Genomic DNA, 17,848 nt, shown 5'->3' with positions numbered 1-17,848 from the left:
AAATTAAACTTCTTTTTCTTTAAGGCGGATATAAACAATTGCCCAAATGATTAATGTTAAGGCTGTTGTTATCAAGAAAATTAACAAAAATGCTGAGTCTTCTTTATTCTGATGAACACTATGATTTATACTTATCATATTACGTTTTAGAAAGTGTGCTGATTCGGAGATAACATAACTTGCTGCGCCAATAAAAATCATAACTGAGATGGCTGTTTTTATGTAATGAAATCTGTTAAAATAGATTGAACCAAGTAAAAACACACTGGTAACAAGAAACGGAACAGATATAAAACTAAATAAAAACTTTCTGTAGTTTGCATCAGTAAATAATTGTGTAGCAATGCTTTCGACAGGTTTTAGTGACGAGATTTTTCCTTGGTCAATTTTAAAATCACTAAGATTTGCATTAATATATTTTACAAAAGATAAGTCAACTAAGAAAAATAAAATTAAATAAGTTGCAAGACTAAGGATTGCCGTGTAAAAAACACCCCCTAAAAATTTTTCAAATAAAGATGCTGGATTCATGAGCTCCAGAATTGCTCTCGCTTTTTGTCCAAACAAAGCAAAATAGCTGCTCGCAACTACACTTATAAAAAGAAAGCCTAATATTAAGAATAAGCCATATCTAAATCTCATATCAAGATTACCATCATTATCATAATTATTAAATCTTAAAGGTGAAGGAGCATACCATGCGTAAAAGCCTATAATTACTCCAACAATTACCACCAGACCTATCAAATATATTTTACCAAAATCCAACCATTGTCTTTTCAGTAAAAGCCCGAATCGGGTTATGTTAAATGTATTGTTCATCGCTTAGTTAAATAATGGTTTAAATTTTGTTTTTTCTGCAAGGATTGCATTAAACAGCAGCTCCATATCTAGTCTGCTGTCCTCATTATGATAATTTGGCATTACGGCATTAAAGCCTGATAATGATGGTTCTGCATAAAAAATGCTATCATCAACTTCCTTAACTTTTTTAAAGGTTAATTTCTCGGTAATTTCTTCTACAGATGCCATTAATGCTACATCGTTGTCGTCTAACATAATTACCGTATCAATAAGATTATCCAAATCCCTTACCTGATGTGTTGAAATGATGATGCATTTGTCATCTGTTAAAGCGGAAGCCATTATTTTCCTGAATTGTGCTTTCGATGGAATATCTAGTCCGTTTGTGGGTTCATCCATTATAATCAGCTTTGCTTGTGTTGCCAAACCAAATGCAATAATGAATTTCTTTTTTTGCCCGTAACTCATGTTAATCAGCTTGTTTCCTGCCGGGATATCAAACTCTTTAATCAGCGAATCGAAATAATTGTAATTGAAGTTTTTGTAAAAGGGCGCATTAGCCTTTAAATAGGCATCAATTTTAACACCTGGTAAGTATAGTTCTTCTGGAATAAAACATATTTGCTCCAAAAGTTGTGGCTCACGCTTTGCCGGGTTAAATCCCATAACATCTAGTGTTCCACTTTGTGCATAAACCAAACCAGCCAGGTTTTTTAACAAAGTTGATTTACCTGCACCATTTTTTCCAAGCAAACCGTAAATATGGCCATTACTTAATTGCATGCTCATATTTTTAAATAATGGTTTATGCTTGCTGTAACCAAAATTTAGATTGTTAATTTTAATCATATCTACTGTATTAGTTAAATAATACACTAATGTATGGTGTTAGTTTTAAATCACCAAATTATTTTTAATCTTTTTTAAAATTGAGCTTTATAAAGTTTGTGTAAAATATGGGTTTAATCTTTGTTTCAATCAAACATCTAGGGATTGCCAATTGTATGTTTATATGATAATATGTTTCTATGGATACAAAATGGGCATATCTGATTAGCAGATTGGCAATTGGTTTAAGTTTTTTCGGACACGGTTTAATTCGCTTACCAAAGCTCGAAGTATTTAGCAAGTGGATGATGGAGCAGTTCTCAAAGTCATTTCTACCAGATACCATAGTTCTCCCTTTTAGTTATGCGCTACCAATTTTAGAATTTGCTGCGGGCTTAATGATTTTAGTTGGATTGTGGACGCGTCAGGGATTATTACTTGCTGGAGCTATTTCTCTGGCTCTAATATTTGGTACAACTATGATAGAAAACTGGGATGCTTTGCCATCTCAACTTATTCATGTCGCATTTTTATCAGTGTTACTAACATACCTTCCGCATAATAGCTATGCGGTTGATAAAATTTTAAAGAAATAATATGGAATACAGAAGAATTGGAAATTCGGATTTAGAACTTTCGGTAATTACATTCGGTGCTTGGGCAGCCGGTGGTTGGATGTGGGGAAGTACAGACAGAAATGATGCAATTGAAGCCATTAAAGCTTCATATGATTTAGGTGTAACCTCAATTGATACCGCTCCGATTTACGGTCAGGGAGACAGTGAAGAAATTGTTGGTGATGCGATCAAGGGAATTTCAAGAGATAAATTGCAAATTGTGACCAAATTTGGTATGCGTTGGGATTTAGCCAAGGGCGATTTTGGTTTCAAGAGTAAAGATAATTCTGGTCAAGAAATCGATATTTATAAATATGCAGGCAAGGAAAGCATCATTTATGAATGTGAGCAATCTCTAAAAAGATTAGGAACTGATTATATCGATTTGTATCAAATCCATTGGCCGGATAAAACAACTCCAATTAACGAAACTTTCGAGGCCGTTAGCCGATTAATCGAACAAGGAAAAGTACGTTATGCAGGGGTTTGTAATTACAACGTGGAGCAATTAAAAGAGGCTGATAAAACTTTAGAAATTGTCTCAAATCAGATTCCGTTCAGCATGGTAAATCGTGGGGTCGAAGATGAAACCGTTCCATTTTGTATCGAGAATAATAAGGCCGTTTTAGCCTATAGCCCGATGGAACGAGGTTTGCTAACCGGAAAATTATCTGCAAACCATAAATTTGAAGCAGGCGACCATCGCCAGGGGAATCCGTTTTTTACTCCAGAAAGTATCGAAAAAACAAATGCATTTCTTGCAAAAATTAAGCCTTTGGCTGATGAAAAAAATGCTACTTTGTCTCAGTTGGTTTTACGTTGGACAGTTGAGCGCCCAGGCATAACCATTGCATTGGCCGGTGCAAGAAATGCTCAACAATCAAAGCAAAATGCAGAAGCAATAAATGTAAAATTAAGTGCTGAAGAAATTCAGTTTATTAATACAGAACTTAAAAACGCAGGATTTTAAAATAATTAATCACAAAGAATTGAAGCGAACAGAAAAAAGACAGAAGCAAAATGCTTCTTTTGCTTTGCGTAAAACTTTGCGTTCTTTGCGGTAAACTTTAAACAATTATGTCTAAATTATTTTCTCCTTTAAAGTTAAAGGATATCACCTTAAAAAATAGAATTGTAATCTCACCGATGTGCCAATATTCGGCAATTGATGGTTTTGCCAATGATTGGCATCTGGTACATCTTGGAAGCAGGGCCGTGGGCGGTGCTGGATTAATTATCCAGGAAGCTACGGCTGTTGTACCCGAAGGTAGAATTACCCATGCCGATTTAGGCATTTGGAAAGATGAACACATCAATAAATTAAAACAAATTGTTTCATTTATACACGAAAATGGAGCAATCGCTGGTATTCAATTGGCTCATGCCGGAAGAAAAGCAAGTTGCGATTTACCTTGGAATGGGGGAGAACAAATCGCCGAAGGCGAAAATACTTGGCAAACGGTTGGCCCATCTCCGATTCCTTTTAAAGCAGGTCAATTGCCACCACACGAATTGAATATTAAGGAAATTCAGGATATTGTTCTTGCATTTAGAGCTGCAGCAAAACGAGCATTAGAAGCAGGCTATAAAGTTGTAGAAGTTCATGCGGCGCATGGTTATCTGCTGCACGAATTTTTTAGTCCGATAAGTAATAAACGTACCGATGTTTATGGCGGTAGTTTTGAAAACAGAATCCGTTTGGTAATTGATGTTGTAGAAGCGGTACAATCCGTGTGGCCAGAAGACTTGCCAATATTTGTGCGTATTTCTGCTACAGACTGGACAGAGGGCGGCTGGAATGAAAATGATTCCTTGCAACTTGCTGCGGTTTTAAAAGATAGGGGTGTCGATTTAATTGATACATCATCGGGCGGCAATGTGCCAGATGCCTTTATCCCGGCAGGACCAAATTATCAGGTGCCTTTTGCTGATAAAATCCGTAACGAGATTGGTATTTATACGGGTGCAGTTGGTGTTATTGTAGATGCGCATCAGGCAGAAGAAATATTGCAAGAAGAAAAGGCAGATTTAATCTTTATCGCCCGTGAATCTTTAAGAGATGCCTATTTCCCAACACATGCAGCGCAGATTTTGGGCGATGATGTTGAGTGGCCAAACCAATATGTACGTGCTAAAAGGGAAACGTTTAAGAAGTAGACCTAAAAGTAAATATTGCTACAAAAAAATGGAAACAGAACAAGCTATTCTCCTTATTCCGTGTCTTCCGTGGCAAATAATTGTTAAAATCTTAAAGCAAAAACGCTCCCCGAATAGTCGGGGAGCGTTTTCATTGAGTTAAATCGGGATGATCTTCCTCGTTATTTTGCCAATGTAAACGGCACATACAATCCAAAAGTGATATTTCTACCAGGATTATAAACACCAAGATTTGGGTTTTCGTAATCAAAACGGCCAGGTTTGTATCTGCTTAACGCATCATAATACCTTTGATTTAGCAAATTGTTTGCAGAAACTGAAAAACGTAGCGGCTGTTTACCTAAGTTAAAGGTTGCACCAATTCCGGCATTTAATAACGTGTATCCACTTGTTGGGGTTTCAAAAACTTCGTCAACACGATTTTGTCTGAAAGCAGAATTAATGCCCACCGATAAATAAGCATCATTTGTACCTTTAATTTTTGGTTCAAAACGCAACTCATTTCTCAGTGTTCCGGCAGGGATAAATGCTAATGGACGATTAAGCGATATGTTTTGAGCATGTACGTAACCAACGGTATTTTCGAAGTGGATGAAAGATACCGGATGAATGGTTACAGTTGCCTCCGCACCATAAAGATTTGCATTTACTTGTCCGTAACGGTAAACCGGATAATTATCGCCTTCAGCAATAATGGTTTCGCCATTATTTGAGGCATAAATAAAATTGTGGACGTAATTATTGTAAATACTTGCACTTGCGCTTACAATCTTGCCTTCATATTCTAAAGCTGCATCGACTTGGTAACTACGCTCCGGCCTTAAGTTTGCATTTCCAATTTCATATCTGAAAGTTCCTTCATGCACACCGTTTGAACCTAGCTCTGCAGGGTTTGGCGCTCTAAATGCAGAACCAGCATTCGCTTTGAAGTTTAATTCATCATTAAACTGGTGTGTAAAACCTAAGGCACCGCTAACATTCGAAAATTTATTTTCAAAAGGTGCAAAAACTTCCTCCCCATCGGCAATTAATTGTTTGCCGTTATTTTTACGGAAATCGTAACGTGCGCCGATACTGAATGTGTTATTTTCCCAGTTCCTTTTAGCATAAGCAAAAGCACCGATTCCGTAAGTATTATAATCTGGCACTAAAAACTCTTCACCTTTATTTAAACTTTTACCGGCATCGGCACTTAAACCGAAAACAGGCTGCCATCCATTTGTTTCGTGGATATAGTATTTTAAATCTGCATTATAAGTTTTTAAGTCGAAGAATAAGGATGGATCAGGGCCGTCTTCCAATTCTCTACGCTGATTTTGCTGATAACCGAAATCAGCCTTTAAATTACCATTGCCTAAAACGAAGTTGTTATTCAACGCAATTTTAAAATGTCTGATGTCTTGTCGGGGGAAATCCAGCGTTCTGTTTTTAAAATCACTATCTAAAAATGGAGCACCACCTTCCTTTACAAAATTTCCGTTCCCATCTGTTTCTCCTTCAAAAAAACCAATATTATTTCGGAAACTCGAAACATTTAAATGTGTATAACCCCAGCTTTTATTTAAGCCAATCATTCCGCTTAAATCCGTTTCGTTAAAACCAGAATTTGGAAAATAACCTGTTGGCGTATTAAAAGAATGCGCATTTTTATAGGTTCCCCTTGCTCTCCATACAAAACCATTCTGGTTGCCGTTTAACATTAATGAATTAGCCGTTAAACCATTATTGGTGGAGTAATTGGTTACAAACTCTCCCTTTACCTGTCCTTGTGGAGCGGCACTTGGCTCTAATAAGTTGATGACACCACCAAGTGCATCAGAACCATACATTAAAGATGCTGCACCACGTAAAATTTCTACCCTATCCGACTTAAACTGGTCAATTTCAATTCCGTGTTCATCGCCCCATTGCTGCCCTTGTTGTTTAATTCCATCATCTAAGGTTACAATTCTATTGTAACCCAAACCTCTGATAACGGGTTTAGAGATTGATGGACCTGTAGTAATTTGCGAAACACCCGGAACTTTTGCCAACGCATCAATTAAATTTGTTGAAGGTGCTAAAAGCTGATCTTTACCAACAACGGCAGATGAAGCACTATTTCTCTTACTTGTACTGCTAATCAATGTTCCGGTAATCACCACTTCTCTGGTTTCAATTGCTGTAGGTTTTAAAGCAAATTCTAAAGAAGTTGTTGTGCTAAAATTTACGGTTTTTGCCTGTTCTTTGTATCCTAAATAATGTACTTCAACCAGATAAATTCCTCTTGATGGAAGATTTTTTAAAGTAAATTCTCCATTTGCATTGGTAACTGCAGTAACTTTTAAATCAGGAATAAAAATAGTTGCGCCCGGTAATGTTTGATTGGTTTCTGCATCGGAAACCTTTCCCTTAATTTCTGCAAGCGTATTTGCAAAGGCATTAATGCTAAATAATGTATATAGAATTACGAAGCCAAGAAGCTGTAATTTTTTCATGTCTGTTGTTTTAAAATGATAGAGATAGAAAAATATAAAGCACCAAAACAGACGTGCCTTTCTATCTCCGAATAAAAAAATAAATAATATGGTGGCATAAAAATGCCTCAGCAGAAAAAATTAAGCCGTGGGAGGCCCGCGTAAAGAACTCCGTTTTATTTCGGTATAAAAGCTTTTTAGAGTTCGCTCTGTTTGTCCGAATATTTTAACTGAAAGATAAATTTTATAAAGATGGGCAGTGTGCACATAATTCTTTTCAAAGCTGGCATTACATATTAAGCAGTTATCTGCATGTGCCTGTACGTGGCTAACATGTTTACAGTTAACTTCTTTAACCGTAATTGGAATTTGTTGGTGATGGTGAATAATATTCCACGGTGTTAAAGCAATAGCAAAAACCACCAGCATAATTACTGATAGCGAATGGTTAATATTTTGCCTGTGCTTTTTCAACGCCCCAAAATTAGCAATTCATATGCAAATATATATCTTTGGAAAGTAACATTGCCTTTATAGTAATTATGACTGCTAACCTAACCAACGGTTTAAATTTAAGCCAAAAACAAACTCCTAACGGTTCAGAATTAACCTGCAAAGGTTGGATACAAGAAGCTGCATTGCGCATGCTCTTAAATAATTTAGACCCAGATGTTGCCGAACGCCCAGAAGATTTAATTGTTTATGGGGGTAGAGGTAAGGCGGCCAGAAATAAAGAATCGCTAAGCCTTATTGTAAAAGCATTAAAAGATTTGGAGAATGATGAAACCCTGCTTATCCAATCTGGTAAACCTGTAGCCATATTACCTACACATAGTGATGCACCAAGAGTTTTAATCTCAAATTCGCAATTGGTTCCTAAATGGGCAACCCAAAAACATTTTGATGAATTGGAGGATAAAGGTTTAATGATGTATGGGCAAATGACGGCCGGTTCATGGATTTACATTGGTTCGCAAGGTATTGTACAAGGAACTTATGAAACCTATGCCGCTCTGGCTAAAAAACATTTTAACTCTAGCTTAAAAGGAAAATTAAATGTTACTGCAGGTTTGGGCGGAATGGGGGGTGCACAACCTTTAGCAATTACAATGAATGAAGGCGTTTGTTTAGCTGCAGAAGTAGAAGAATGGAGAATCAGAAAACGTTTAGAAACACGGTACATAGATGAAATTATTTTTGATATTGATGAAGCGATTGATAAAGCAATCAAATATAAGGAAGACGGAAAAGCGATTTCAATTGGTGTGGTTTGTAACGCAGTTGAACTTTTGCAAAGGCTAATTGATAGAAACATTACTCCAGATACGCTAACGGATCAAACTTCTGCTCATGATCCTTTAATTGGTTATTTCCCTGATGGTTTAACAGTTAGCGAAGCAGCTGAATTACGTAAAACCAATCCTGATGAATATGTAAAAAAATCTTACGCAACAATGGCAAAGCATGTAAAGCAAATGCTGGAGTTGCAAAAAAGAGGCGCTATAACTTTCGATTATGGAAACAATTTACGCGGTCGTGCTTTAGAAGTTGGTATAGAAAATGCCTTTGACTTTCCAGGTTTTGTACCGGCTTATATTCGTCCGCTTTTTTGCGAGGGAAAGGGACCATTTCGGTGGGCGGCATTAAGTGGCGACCCACAAGATATTTATGAAACTGATAAATTAATATTGGAGCTTTTCCCTGAAAACGAAAGTTTGTACAGATGGATAAAAATGGCACAAGAACGCATTGCTTTTCAAGGCTTACCAGCACGCATTTGCTGGCTGGGTCAGGGCGAAAGAGAAAAAGCAGGTTTGGCTTTTAACAAACTTGTAGCCGATGGGAAAGTTAAAGCACCCATTGTTATTGGAAGAGACCATTTAGATACCGGTTCGGTTGCTTCACCGAATAGAGAAACTGAAGCCATGCTAGATGGCTCTGATGCAGTTGCAGATTGGCCAATTTTGAATGCATTAATCAATACAGCAGGCGGTGCAAGTTGGGTTTCCTTACATCATGGTGGAGGTGTCGGCATCGGTTATTCGATACATGCCGGTATGGTAATTGTTGCTGATGGTACTCAGGAGGCCGAAAAAAGACTTAAACGTGTTTTACATAACGACCCCGCAATGGGCGTTATTCGCCATGCAGATGCAGGTTATGATATTGCAAAAGACACCGCCAGAAACTTTAGGTTAGGATTAAAAAAATAGTTATATGTCGGTATTTGAATGGTTATTCGAAGTAAATAATCCTGGACCAACCGGCGATTTTGAAACTGGTCATCACAGGTTAAACTGGCCACGAATTTGGATTCTCGTTGCTGGTTTAACTTCACTTCTTTTCGTTGGGTTTGTTATTTACCTTGGCCCGTTTAATCGGTTTCACGATTATGAATTATCTAATGCAATGCTCATTACAGGCTTAATAATTATTTATTTATCCTTATCATATTACATTTATCCAAAACCCAACTTAGATAATATGGGTTTTTTAGGTTTTATAGATAATCCGTTTCGCTATACCGATGATATTAACCGATTTTTAATATATAGTCAAGTTCTTTTATTGCCGGGAAAAATTTTAGCCATACCAATTGTAAATCTTTGGTTTGTATTTATTGCTTTTAAAAATGAGAAAAATAATATAGATCGAAACTCATGATATTCATTAAGAAAAATATAGTAAACATCTTACTAATTGCTTTCCTTTTACTTGTAATTTTTGTGCCTGATGCTAAAGCTTTTTTGATAAAAGGCTTGATGGAAATTGGACTTTATTCGCCAAAAATTGAAAATACTGCTCCTGTAGAAATGGATCTTTCCGGAATAAATTTCAGTAATGTCAAAGGTGAAAAAGTTGATTTAAATGATTTAAAAGGCAAAGTGATTTTTATAAACTTTTGGGCAACCTGGTGTCCTCCTTGTCGGGCAGAAATGCCTTCAATTAATAAACTATACAATCAGTTTAAAAATGATAAAGAATTGGTTTTTCTATTTGTAGATGCAGATAGTGATTTGCCCAAATCGCAGAAATTTATGACTGATAGAAAATATGAATTGCCACTTTACAAATCGGAAAGTGAAATACCACAGCAAATTTTTTCAGGTTCGTTGCCAACCACTGTAATTTTTGATAAACAAGGTCGGTTATCTTTTAGGCATGAAGGTATTGCAAATTACGGTGATAAAAAGTTTGTCTCATTTTTGAATGAATTAAAACAGCAATCTAAATAGTTTTATTTTTTCGAAAAGCAGCGTTTCTGCGTCTCTCGGCTTTCAGTCCCGCTATCACCTATAGTCCTCGTTTCGTTCCTCAACTCCGGGCTATTTGCTTCTATCGGGTTTAAACAACTTCTTTCGTAATTCTTAGTAAGGGAAGATACCCACCCTTGCTCCTCCTAAATTAGGGGGGAGTTGTGCTTGTTAGTATATACTGTATTTGATGTTTTAAAGTTATGCCTTCAACCCATTTCAAATTTATTGGCTACTTTATATTTGCAATTGTATAGCTTCCCTCTTTATTTTCAAGGAGTCTTTGCCCCAATCATTCGGGAGGTTGGGGGTTGTTTTTATTTAATTAACGGGGTTTGTGCAAGGAAAACCCACCGATAATGAATGCAATGAGTTAAATAGCCCCGACATTCGCGGAAATACTTTTGGCAAATCTTTCGTGCGGAAACTTACGAAGTTTCTGTATATTGATGATTAATAGACTTCGTAAGTTTACCGAGCCAAAAGATTGTAGCATTGGCGGGTGAGAATCTAAGCTAAGCATTACAATTTCTGCGCTACAAATATCACTTTTCGTCATTGCTAAATATCAAGCAATCTTTGCAAGATCCTTTTAGAATTGTTAAGAGATTTCTTTGTGCCTCGTAATAACGGATTTCATACCAAAATAGTTACACGTAGTGTGCCGCCTTTCAAGGGTAAGTGTCTACTACTAAATTAGTAAACAAAAAAAAATCCCGATGTTTTAGCATCGGGATTGGATATATAATGACCTCATAGGTAGAGGGAATTTTTTATTATCCTTGTTTTTGTGCTGTGCTTTTTAATGCATCATTTGCAACAATAACAATCTCTACACGACGGTTAGCCGCACGGCCAGCATCAGTTTCGTTATCTGCAATTGGCTCTGCAAAACCTTTACCAATAGTTACCAATCTTGATGAAGGCACACCTTGAGAAACTGCATAAGCTTTTACAGCTGCTGCTCTTCTCTCAGATAAACCTTGGTTATACTGCTCCGTTCCACGACTATCTGTATGGCCGATTACTTTAATATCTGTATCAGGATATTGATTTAATGAAGCGGCTAAACTTTGAACGTTTGTTTTTGCTGCATCTTTTAAAGCAGTTTTATCAAAATCGAATAAAATACCACTATCAAATTTTACAATAATACCTTCTCCCTCACGAATAACTTCTGCATTAGGAATTGCCTTTTGAATTTCAGCTGCTTGTCTATCCATTCGACGACCGATAAAGGCACCTGCTGTACCACCAATAGCACCACCAATTAAAGCACCCACAGCAGTATTACCAGCTTTTTTACCAATTAAAGCCCCAACTACGCCACCAGCTGCTGCACCAATACCTGCACCTTTTTGTGTTTTAGTTAAACTATCACAACTTTGCAATGCCATTGAACCCACTGCTAACCCTATACTTAATGTTGCTATTCTTACTTTTGAAATATTCATAATAATGTTGATTTATAATTCTGAATTGCATTATTCAAACACAATGCCAAAAAAAATCTAAGCAGATATTTATTTCGTTTTTACCGTTATAGAGCTTTTAAGAATAATTAACTATGCAAAAAAAGGAGTGTTCAACTGTTGAACACTCCCTTATGTATCATTATTAGTACAAATTTAAGCAGAGAAATAACTTTCTAGCTCTTTCAAAGTGTTTTCATCTGTTTTAAAATCTTTGATAACAATGCCTTTTTCCACAAGAATTATGCGATTGCAGACATCTGTTACGTGATTTAAATCGTGACTTGAAATAAATGTCGTCATGCTTCCAGCTTGTAGTTTAAGCAAATTTTTTAAACGGATTTGAGTTGTTGGGTCGAGGTTTGCAAAAGGCTCATCCAAAATTAATATTTCTGGTTTTTGCATCAATGCTGCTGCAATGCCAACTTTAACCTGGTTTCCTTTACTAAAATCGCGGATATATTTGCCACTATTTAAAATCTCACCATTAAAAAATTCCCCGTATTGTGTAAGGTATGCAGAAACATCAGCAACGCTTAAATTGTGTAGACTGCCAATAAAAATGAAATATTCTTCAGGCGTGAGGTAATCTATTAGAAAACCTTCATCTAAAAATGAAGCGGTATAATTTTTCCAATTATCATTTTGCATTACGTTTGCTCCTTTAGATAATACTTCGCCGCTAGTTGGTCGAATTAAATCTAAAAGCATACGGAAAAAGGTTGTTTTACCGGCACCGTTATTTCCTACTAAACCTACGGTTTCGCCGGCTTCGATATTTAAATCCTGAATGTTTACAACGGTTTTATCGCCATAAACTTTTTGTAAATTCTTAACTTCTAGTATCATAATTATTCTCTAAAGCCTTCGGCTATTTTATAACGTTGTAATTCTAATCTTTTAGCAATGTAGTTTACCCAAAAACCACGCATTAATAACATGGCAAGTCCGAAAACAGAAACTGCAATTAAACCCCAATAAGGTTTATCCAACATCCCGAAAGGAACATAAATTAAAATTGGAGTTAATGCGTAAGGAAACATCAGTAGCCATTGCGTTGCGCCTGTACCTTGATAATTAAAGCTTGCTGCTTTTGTAATATCCAGGCGTTTATAGTTTAAAGTTGCCAAATATAAAACTACCACGGTGCCAAATCCAATATTGTATAAATAGGCTGCTACGTGTAGCAACAATAGCTTCGGACTTAAGAAACCATAAAAGCTTGCCAATAAAGTAATAATTGTACAGCCAATGGTGAAAAGTAAAAACTTTGCTCTGATGTAATCTTTAAAATTAATTTTATTAGCCAATATTCCATCAAAATGGGCACTTTGCCATGCAAACATGAATTGGCCGTAAATGATGATGGATATGCCCGTCATAAAAATGGCACCAAACATCATCTGACCGAAAGCATCTCTATCAATGGCTTTTTCTTTGTAAAAGATAAATCCGTAAAAAAGAAAAAAGAAGCCCATAATAACCGATGAACGAGGTCTTTTATGTCGGAGAATTAATTTCAATTCTAAAGCGGCCAATTCACCAACACGACCAAACCTGTTTAAGAAAGCATAATCTGTACTTGCTTTTTTCTCTTGTTTACTGCTTAATTCTTCAGTGTACAAGTTTTTGCGAAGAAAATTTGAATTGATGTAGAATATAGCAACAGCAGCTAAGGTAAAGGCAAAGCCGATAAATGGTTTTGCTGCAACTGCTTTAAAAACATAATCAGATGCAGCCATCACAGAAATCACTTTGTAGTATTCCAAGGCGGCAAAAGTGGCAAAAATAACTAGGCCAACAAGTGTATATAGCACATTGCTTATCGATTTGCGTTTAATGTAAAGTGCCAGGTAGTTATTAAATACTGTTATTGAAAAGATGCTAATCACATACATTAAAGTAACGAAAACACCGTAAGTTGTGCCAACCTTTAAAAATACGAACGGAAGAAATATAAAAAGCGGCCACAAATTAAAAGCAGAAAACAGCGCCTTTAAGTTTAGAAAACTGATGATTTTGCTTCTGGAAATTCTTAAATGTAAATAGGGGATTATACTTAATGTTGGCAATTCTTGTAACTGCAAACGCATTATAAAATCAAAAGCAAAATAATAAAGAATTAAGCCGTTGAAGCTGGTAAAAACATTTACACCCTTAAAAATTTTTGGTAAAAAAATAGTCATTCCAAAGCCAACGCCAACTGCGACAGCTAAAAAATACAGCATAAAAAAGCCCAAAACAATTTGACCTGCAATACTGCTGCCTCGGTTCCGCGAACGCCAAAATGATTTCCATTGATGGCTTAAAAAAGTATTCAGCATATAGTTTAGATATTAGTTTGCAATAGTTCTATATATTAGTACGCAATAACCGTTAAATGTTACAGCTAATAATTGTATTTATCTTTCCAGTTTTGCTTTAATTTTTCTCTAAGTTTTTCTTCTGCCGGATTTTTACCCGGGTCATAAAGTTTAGTGCCACTTAATTCATCGGGGAAATATTCCTGTGTTTCGAAATTTCCATCATAGCTGTGCGAATATTTGTAATCCTTTCCGTACCCGATGTTTTTCATCAACTTGGTTGGTGCGTTACGAATGTGTAATGGAACCGGGAGATTTCCGGTTTGCTTAACTAATGTTTGTGCATGGTTTATAGCCATATACGATGCATTACTTTTCACAGAACTTGCAAGATAGGTTACACATTGTGATAAAATTATCCGAGCTTCTGGATAGCCAATCACATTTACAGCAGTAAAACAATTATTAGCGAGCAATAAAGCATTCGGGTTTGCATTGCCTATATCTTCAGAAGATAAAATAAGTAATCGCCTTGCAATAAATAATGGGTCTTCGCCGCCTTCAATCATCCTGGCTAACCAATAAACGGCTGCATTCGGGTCGCTGCCGCGGATTGATTTTATAAAAGCTGAAATAATATCGTAATGCTGTTCGCCTGCCTTATCGTATAAAGCTAAATTTTGTTGGGCGTGGGCAAGTACATTTTCGTTTGTTAGGGTAATTTCATCACCGCCAATCCCGTTTATGGCAATTTCTAAAACGTTTAGAAGTTTTCTGGCATCACCACCGGATAAGCGAATTAAGGCTTCATGCTCTTTTATCGTTATTTTTTTTTGAGCGAGAAGAGTATCTTTTTCAATGGCTGTTTGTAATAAACCGGCTAATTCTTCCTCTGTTAATGACTTTAAGATGTAAACCTGGCATCGCGAAAGTAAAGCTGAAATTACTTCGAATGACGGATTTTCGGTAGTAGCGCCAATAAGCGTAACTAAACCTCGTTCAACTGCGCCAAGCAAACTATCTTGTTGTGACTTACTGAAACGATGAATCTCGTCAATAAATAAAATTGGTAGACCTAAAAAGCTATCCTTTAGTTGAGCTGCCCTATCAATAACTTCTCGGATATCTTTAACGCCACTATTTATGGCACTAAGGTTAAAAAATGGCCTGTCTAAAGCTTGAGAGATAATGTATGCAAGTGTGGTTTTACCTACGCCTGGAGGTCCCCAGAAAATCATTGAGGGGAGCTGATTGCTTTCTATCGCTTTGCGTAAAACTGCATTTTCTCCAACCAGATGTTGCTGCCCAACATATTCGTTAAGGTTTTGAGGGCGCATACGTTCGGCTAAAGGTGGCAAATTTTGCATATTGGTAAATATATGAAAATGATTTTTGCTTGCGGATATTTTGCTATAAATTTTAGCTAAAAAACTGTAACAATCCTATAATTTGATTGATTTATAAAACTTGTTAATCTTCAATTTTTGAGTGATGCTTGGTATCTTTCATCGTCGTGTACAGAATTAAAGAGATTAAAATGCAGCCCGTTACGTACCCAAAAAAATAATTTTCGTGTCCGATGTTTTTAAACCAAAGGGCAAAATACTCCGCCGTTCCACCAAAAATTGCAACGGTTAAAGCGTAAGGTAAACCAACTCCTAAGGCTCGGATTTCTGCTGGAAACAATTCTGCCTTAACCACGGCATTGATGCTTGTATAGCCACTAACGATGATTAAAGCCGCAATCATTAATAGAAAAATAACTGTTGTGTTGTTCTCTTTTGTTATTGCTGTTAAAATTGGATAGGTTAACAAAGTACCCAAAATCCCGAAGCTAATTAATAATGGTTTTCGCCCGATTTTATCAGACAATAATCCGAACAACGGTTGAATTATAGCAAAAACCAATAACGATAAAAATGATAATGATGTTGAGGTTTCTTTACTTAAGTGAACCGTATTCACGAGAAATTTTTGCATGTATGTACTAAAGGTGTAAAATGCAATTGTACCACCTAAAGTTAAACCAACAACAGTTAAAACTTCTTTCGGATATTTCATTAGAACCGCTAATCCGCCCTTTTTATCCTCGGCAGATTTACTTTTAAAAGCTGATGTTTCGGCAATGTGTCGCCTTAAATATAGTGCGATGAAAGAAAGTATAGCGCCAATAAAGAATGGAATGCGCCAACCCCAGGCTTGTAATTCTGCCGGACTAAGCAACCAGTTTTGTAAAATCAACTGAATACCCAAAGCCAGTAATTGTCCGCCAATTAAAGTTACATACTGAAAGCTAGAGTAAAACCCACGATGTTTCTTCGCTGCCATTTCGCTTAGATAAGTTGCAGATGTTCCGTATTCTCCACCTGTACTCAGTCCTTGAATCAGCCGGGCAAAGACTAATAATAACGGTGCCGCAATTCCGATTTGTTTATAGCCTGGCGTTAATCCGATAATCAGCGAGCCAATAGCCATAATTAAAACGGAAATTGCCATCGATTTCTTCCTGCCATATTTATCGGCAATGCTTCCAAAAAGCCAACCACCAATGGGGCGCATTAAAAAGCCTACGGCAAAAATGCCTGCGCTATTTAAAAGTTGTGCGGTTGGGTTGCTATTTGGAAAAAACGCAGGCGAAAAATAGAGCGCAAAAGCAGAATAAGTATACCAATCGTACCATTCTACCAAATTACCAACCGAGCCACCAAAAATAGATTTCAGTCTAAATTTCACTTCATCCATTTCTCCCATGCTAAAATCGTTTAAAGTTTTGCTCATCTCGTTTGGGTTTAGAATTGTAAGTCTTAAACACAAATACATTAATTACGTGTTTATGGTAAGATAGTAGTAGAATAATATATTTGCAAATACTGCCGTCAACATCACCAATTCTGTTATTCAAAATTAATCATTTTGTTATGAAAGATAATTTCTCCACCCAAGCTGCAGAATATGCAATTTATCGCCCAACTTACCCAAAAGAATTGTACGATTATATTTTATCTTTAGTAAAAAACAAAAAAGCGGCATGGGATTGTGCAACTGGAAACGGACAGGTTGCCAGAGAATTGGCTTTGCATTTTGATGGTGTTTACGCAACAGATATCAGCAAAAAGCAAATTGAGCAAGCCTTAAAACTGCCAAATATTGTTTATCAGGTAGAATCATCAGATAAGGCAAATGTTGATGATGAAAGTTTCGATTTGATAACCGTTGCACAGGCAATACATTGGTTTAATTTTGATGCTTTTTACCATGAAGTAAAACGCACTTTAAAGCCCGACGGCATTTTAGCGGTAATTGGCTATGGAATTATGAATATCGATAAAAAGGTAGATAAGGCCGTACATAAACTTTATGAAGATTTTTTAGGCAAATATTGGGACCCCGAAAGAAGATATATTGAAGAAAGTTATAAAACCATTCCTTTCCCCTTCGAAGAAATTATTGCGCCGCATTTTCAAATTAAAACCCGCTGGAATTTTAACCAATTGATAGGATATTTAAATACCTGGTCTGCATTGCAGCATTATAAAAAAGCCAACGAAAGGAATCCCTTAGAGTATATGTTTACCGAACTTAAGGAGGCTTGGGGCAGCGATGCAGAAAAAGAAGTTCGGTTTCCGATTTTGTTAAGGGTTGGGAAGTAATTTTACACCGTCATTGCGAGGTACGAAGCAATCTAAATTAAAAATTTTAGTTTTGGCCTATGTCCTCACTAACCATTCAAAAATTTTTAGAAAACGTTAGTGTAGTAATTCTTCGATTAGTTCAGTACCGCTTTACGTTGCAAGTCCGCACTCGTACCTCGCCTACGGGCTTTTCACTGCAATCCCTTAGGTTTGTTCAATATTATTTAAAAGAGATAATTTTGATTCGGAAACCTTAAAAGCAGGGGTGAACTATACTGCAATCCAGACTTATAAAGGTCTAAGCCCTGTAACAGACCCCTGCTTT

Annotated in this window: 15 protein-coding genes; 7 read left to right on the top strand and 8 right to left on the bottom strand. The window is 36.4% G+C overall.

The genetic code is table 11. The features are described from left to right. Positions 1 to 3 precede the first annotated feature (3 nt). Both QWY86_RS13410 and QWY86_RS13405 read right to left on the bottom strand, forming a co-directional pair. Positions 4 to 768, bottom strand: a complete 765-nt coding sequence (locus QWY86_RS13410) for a hypothetical protein (RefSeq protein ID WP_290242841.1) — start codon at positions 766 to 768, stop codon at positions 4 to 6. Between the two features lie 57 nt (positions 769 to 825). Then, a complete protein-coding gene (locus tag QWY86_RS13405; protein ID WP_290242840.1) occupies positions 826 to 1,653 on the bottom strand; it encodes an ABC transporter ATP-binding protein in 828 nt (275 codons plus the stop codon). A gap of 179 nt (positions 1,654 to 1,832) precedes the next feature. On the opposite strand from QWY86_RS13405, the gene QWY86_RS13400 reads away from it, so the two are divergent. From QWY86_RS13400 to namA, 3 genes are all read left to right on the top strand, one after another. Beyond that, complete coding sequence (locus tag QWY86_RS13400; RefSeq protein WP_290242839.1) at positions 1,833 to 2,228, top strand: DoxX family protein; 396 nt, start codon at positions 1,833 to 1,835, stop codon at positions 2,226 to 2,228. A 1-nt stretch (position 2,229) separates the two neighbouring features. Then, positions 2,230 to 3,219, top strand: a complete 990-nt coding sequence (locus tag QWY86_RS13395; protein WP_290242838.1) for an aldo/keto reductase — start codon at positions 2,230 to 2,232, stop codon at positions 3,217 to 3,219. Between the two features lie 107 nt (positions 3,220 to 3,326). Then, on the top strand, positions 3,327 to 4,406 hold the full coding sequence (gene namA, locus QWY86_RS13390) for an NADPH dehydrogenase NamA (RefSeq protein ID WP_290242837.1): 1,080 nt from the start codon (positions 3,327 to 3,329) through the stop codon (positions 4,404 to 4,406). A 161-nt stretch (positions 4,407 to 4,567) separates the two neighbouring features. On the opposite strand, the gene QWY86_RS13385 is transcribed toward namA, so the two are convergent. Further along, positions 4,568 to 6,883: a TonB-dependent receptor gene (locus QWY86_RS13385; protein WP_290242836.1), complete on the bottom strand. Its 2,316-nt coding sequence runs from the start codon at positions 6,881 to 6,883 to the stop codon at positions 4,568 to 4,570. A gap of 491 nt (positions 6,884 to 7,374) precedes the next feature. Between QWY86_RS13385 and hutU the strand changes: the two genes are divergently transcribed. From hutU to QWY86_RS13370, 3 genes are read left to right on the top strand one after another with little or no spacing between them, the layout of a single operon-like run. Continuing rightward, the gene (hutU, locus tag QWY86_RS13380; RefSeq protein ID WP_290242835.1) at positions 7,375 to 9,075 is read left to right on the top strand and encodes a urocanate hydratase; all 1,701 of its coding nucleotides are present in this window, start codon (positions 7,375 to 7,377) and stop codon (positions 9,073 to 9,075) included. A gap of 4 nt (positions 9,076 to 9,079) precedes the next feature. Continuing rightward, positions 9,080 to 9,526 carry a hypothetical protein gene (locus tag QWY86_RS13375; protein ID WP_290242834.1) on the top strand — a complete coding sequence of 149 codons (447 nt, stop codon included), beginning with the start codon at positions 9,080 to 9,082 and terminating at the stop codon, positions 9,524 to 9,526. Continuing rightward, positions 9,523 to 10,098, top strand: coding sequence for a TlpA family protein disulfide reductase (locus tag QWY86_RS13370; protein WP_290242833.1), 576 nt, complete (start codon positions 9,523 to 9,525; stop codon positions 10,096 to 10,098). Before QWY86_RS13375 ends, QWY86_RS13370 begins: the two co-directional genes overlap by 4 nt. Positions 10,099 to 10,892: 794 nt before the next feature. Here QWY86_RS13370 and QWY86_RS13365 read toward each other — a convergent pair. From QWY86_RS13365 to QWY86_RS13345, 5 genes are all read right to left on the bottom strand, one after another. Further along, on the bottom strand, positions 10,893 to 11,570 hold the full coding sequence (locus QWY86_RS13365; protein WP_290242832.1) for a YiaD family glycine zipper/OmpA-like lipoprotein: 678 nt from the start codon (positions 11,568 to 11,570) through the stop codon (positions 10,893 to 10,895). 174 nt (positions 11,571 to 11,744) lie between these two features. Next, the gene (locus tag QWY86_RS13360) at positions 11,745 to 12,437 is read right to left on the bottom strand and encodes an ABC transporter ATP-binding protein (protein WP_290242831.1); all 693 of its coding nucleotides are present in this window, start codon (positions 12,435 to 12,437) and stop codon (positions 11,745 to 11,747) included. Positions 12,438 to 12,439: 2 nt separating this feature from the next. Then, the gene (locus QWY86_RS13355; protein WP_290242830.1) at positions 12,440 to 13,912 is read right to left on the bottom strand and encodes a DUF5687 family protein; all 1,473 of its coding nucleotides are present in this window, start codon (positions 13,910 to 13,912) and stop codon (positions 12,440 to 12,442) included. Positions 13,913 to 13,977: 65 nt separating this feature from the next. Next, positions 13,978 to 15,258: a replication-associated recombination protein A gene (locus tag QWY86_RS13350; protein WP_290242829.1), complete on the bottom strand. Its 1,281-nt coding sequence runs from the start codon at positions 15,256 to 15,258 to the stop codon at positions 13,978 to 13,980. A 103-nt stretch (positions 15,259 to 15,361) separates the two neighbouring features. Further along, a complete protein-coding gene (locus QWY86_RS13345; RefSeq protein WP_290242828.1) occupies positions 15,362 to 16,669 on the bottom strand; it encodes an MFS transporter in 1,308 nt (435 codons plus the stop codon). 140 nt (positions 16,670 to 16,809) lie between these two features. Here QWY86_RS13345 and QWY86_RS13340 point away from each other — a divergent pair, with 140 nt between their 5' ends. After that, the gene (locus QWY86_RS13340) at positions 16,810 to 17,541 is read left to right on the top strand and encodes a class I SAM-dependent methyltransferase (RefSeq protein WP_290242827.1); all 732 of its coding nucleotides are present in this window, start codon (positions 16,810 to 16,812) and stop codon (positions 17,539 to 17,541) included. Positions 17,542 to 17,848 lie beyond the last annotated feature (307 nt).

It is taken from the genome of Pedobacter aquatilis (genome assembly GCF_030409415.1).
In the GTDB taxonomy this organism is placed as follows: Bacteria; Bacteroidota; Bacteroidia; order Sphingobacteriales; family Sphingobacteriaceae; genus Pedobacter; species Pedobacter aquatilis.
Note: the sequence above shows the minus strand (reverse complement) of the source record. Positions and strands in the feature narration are given on the sequence as shown.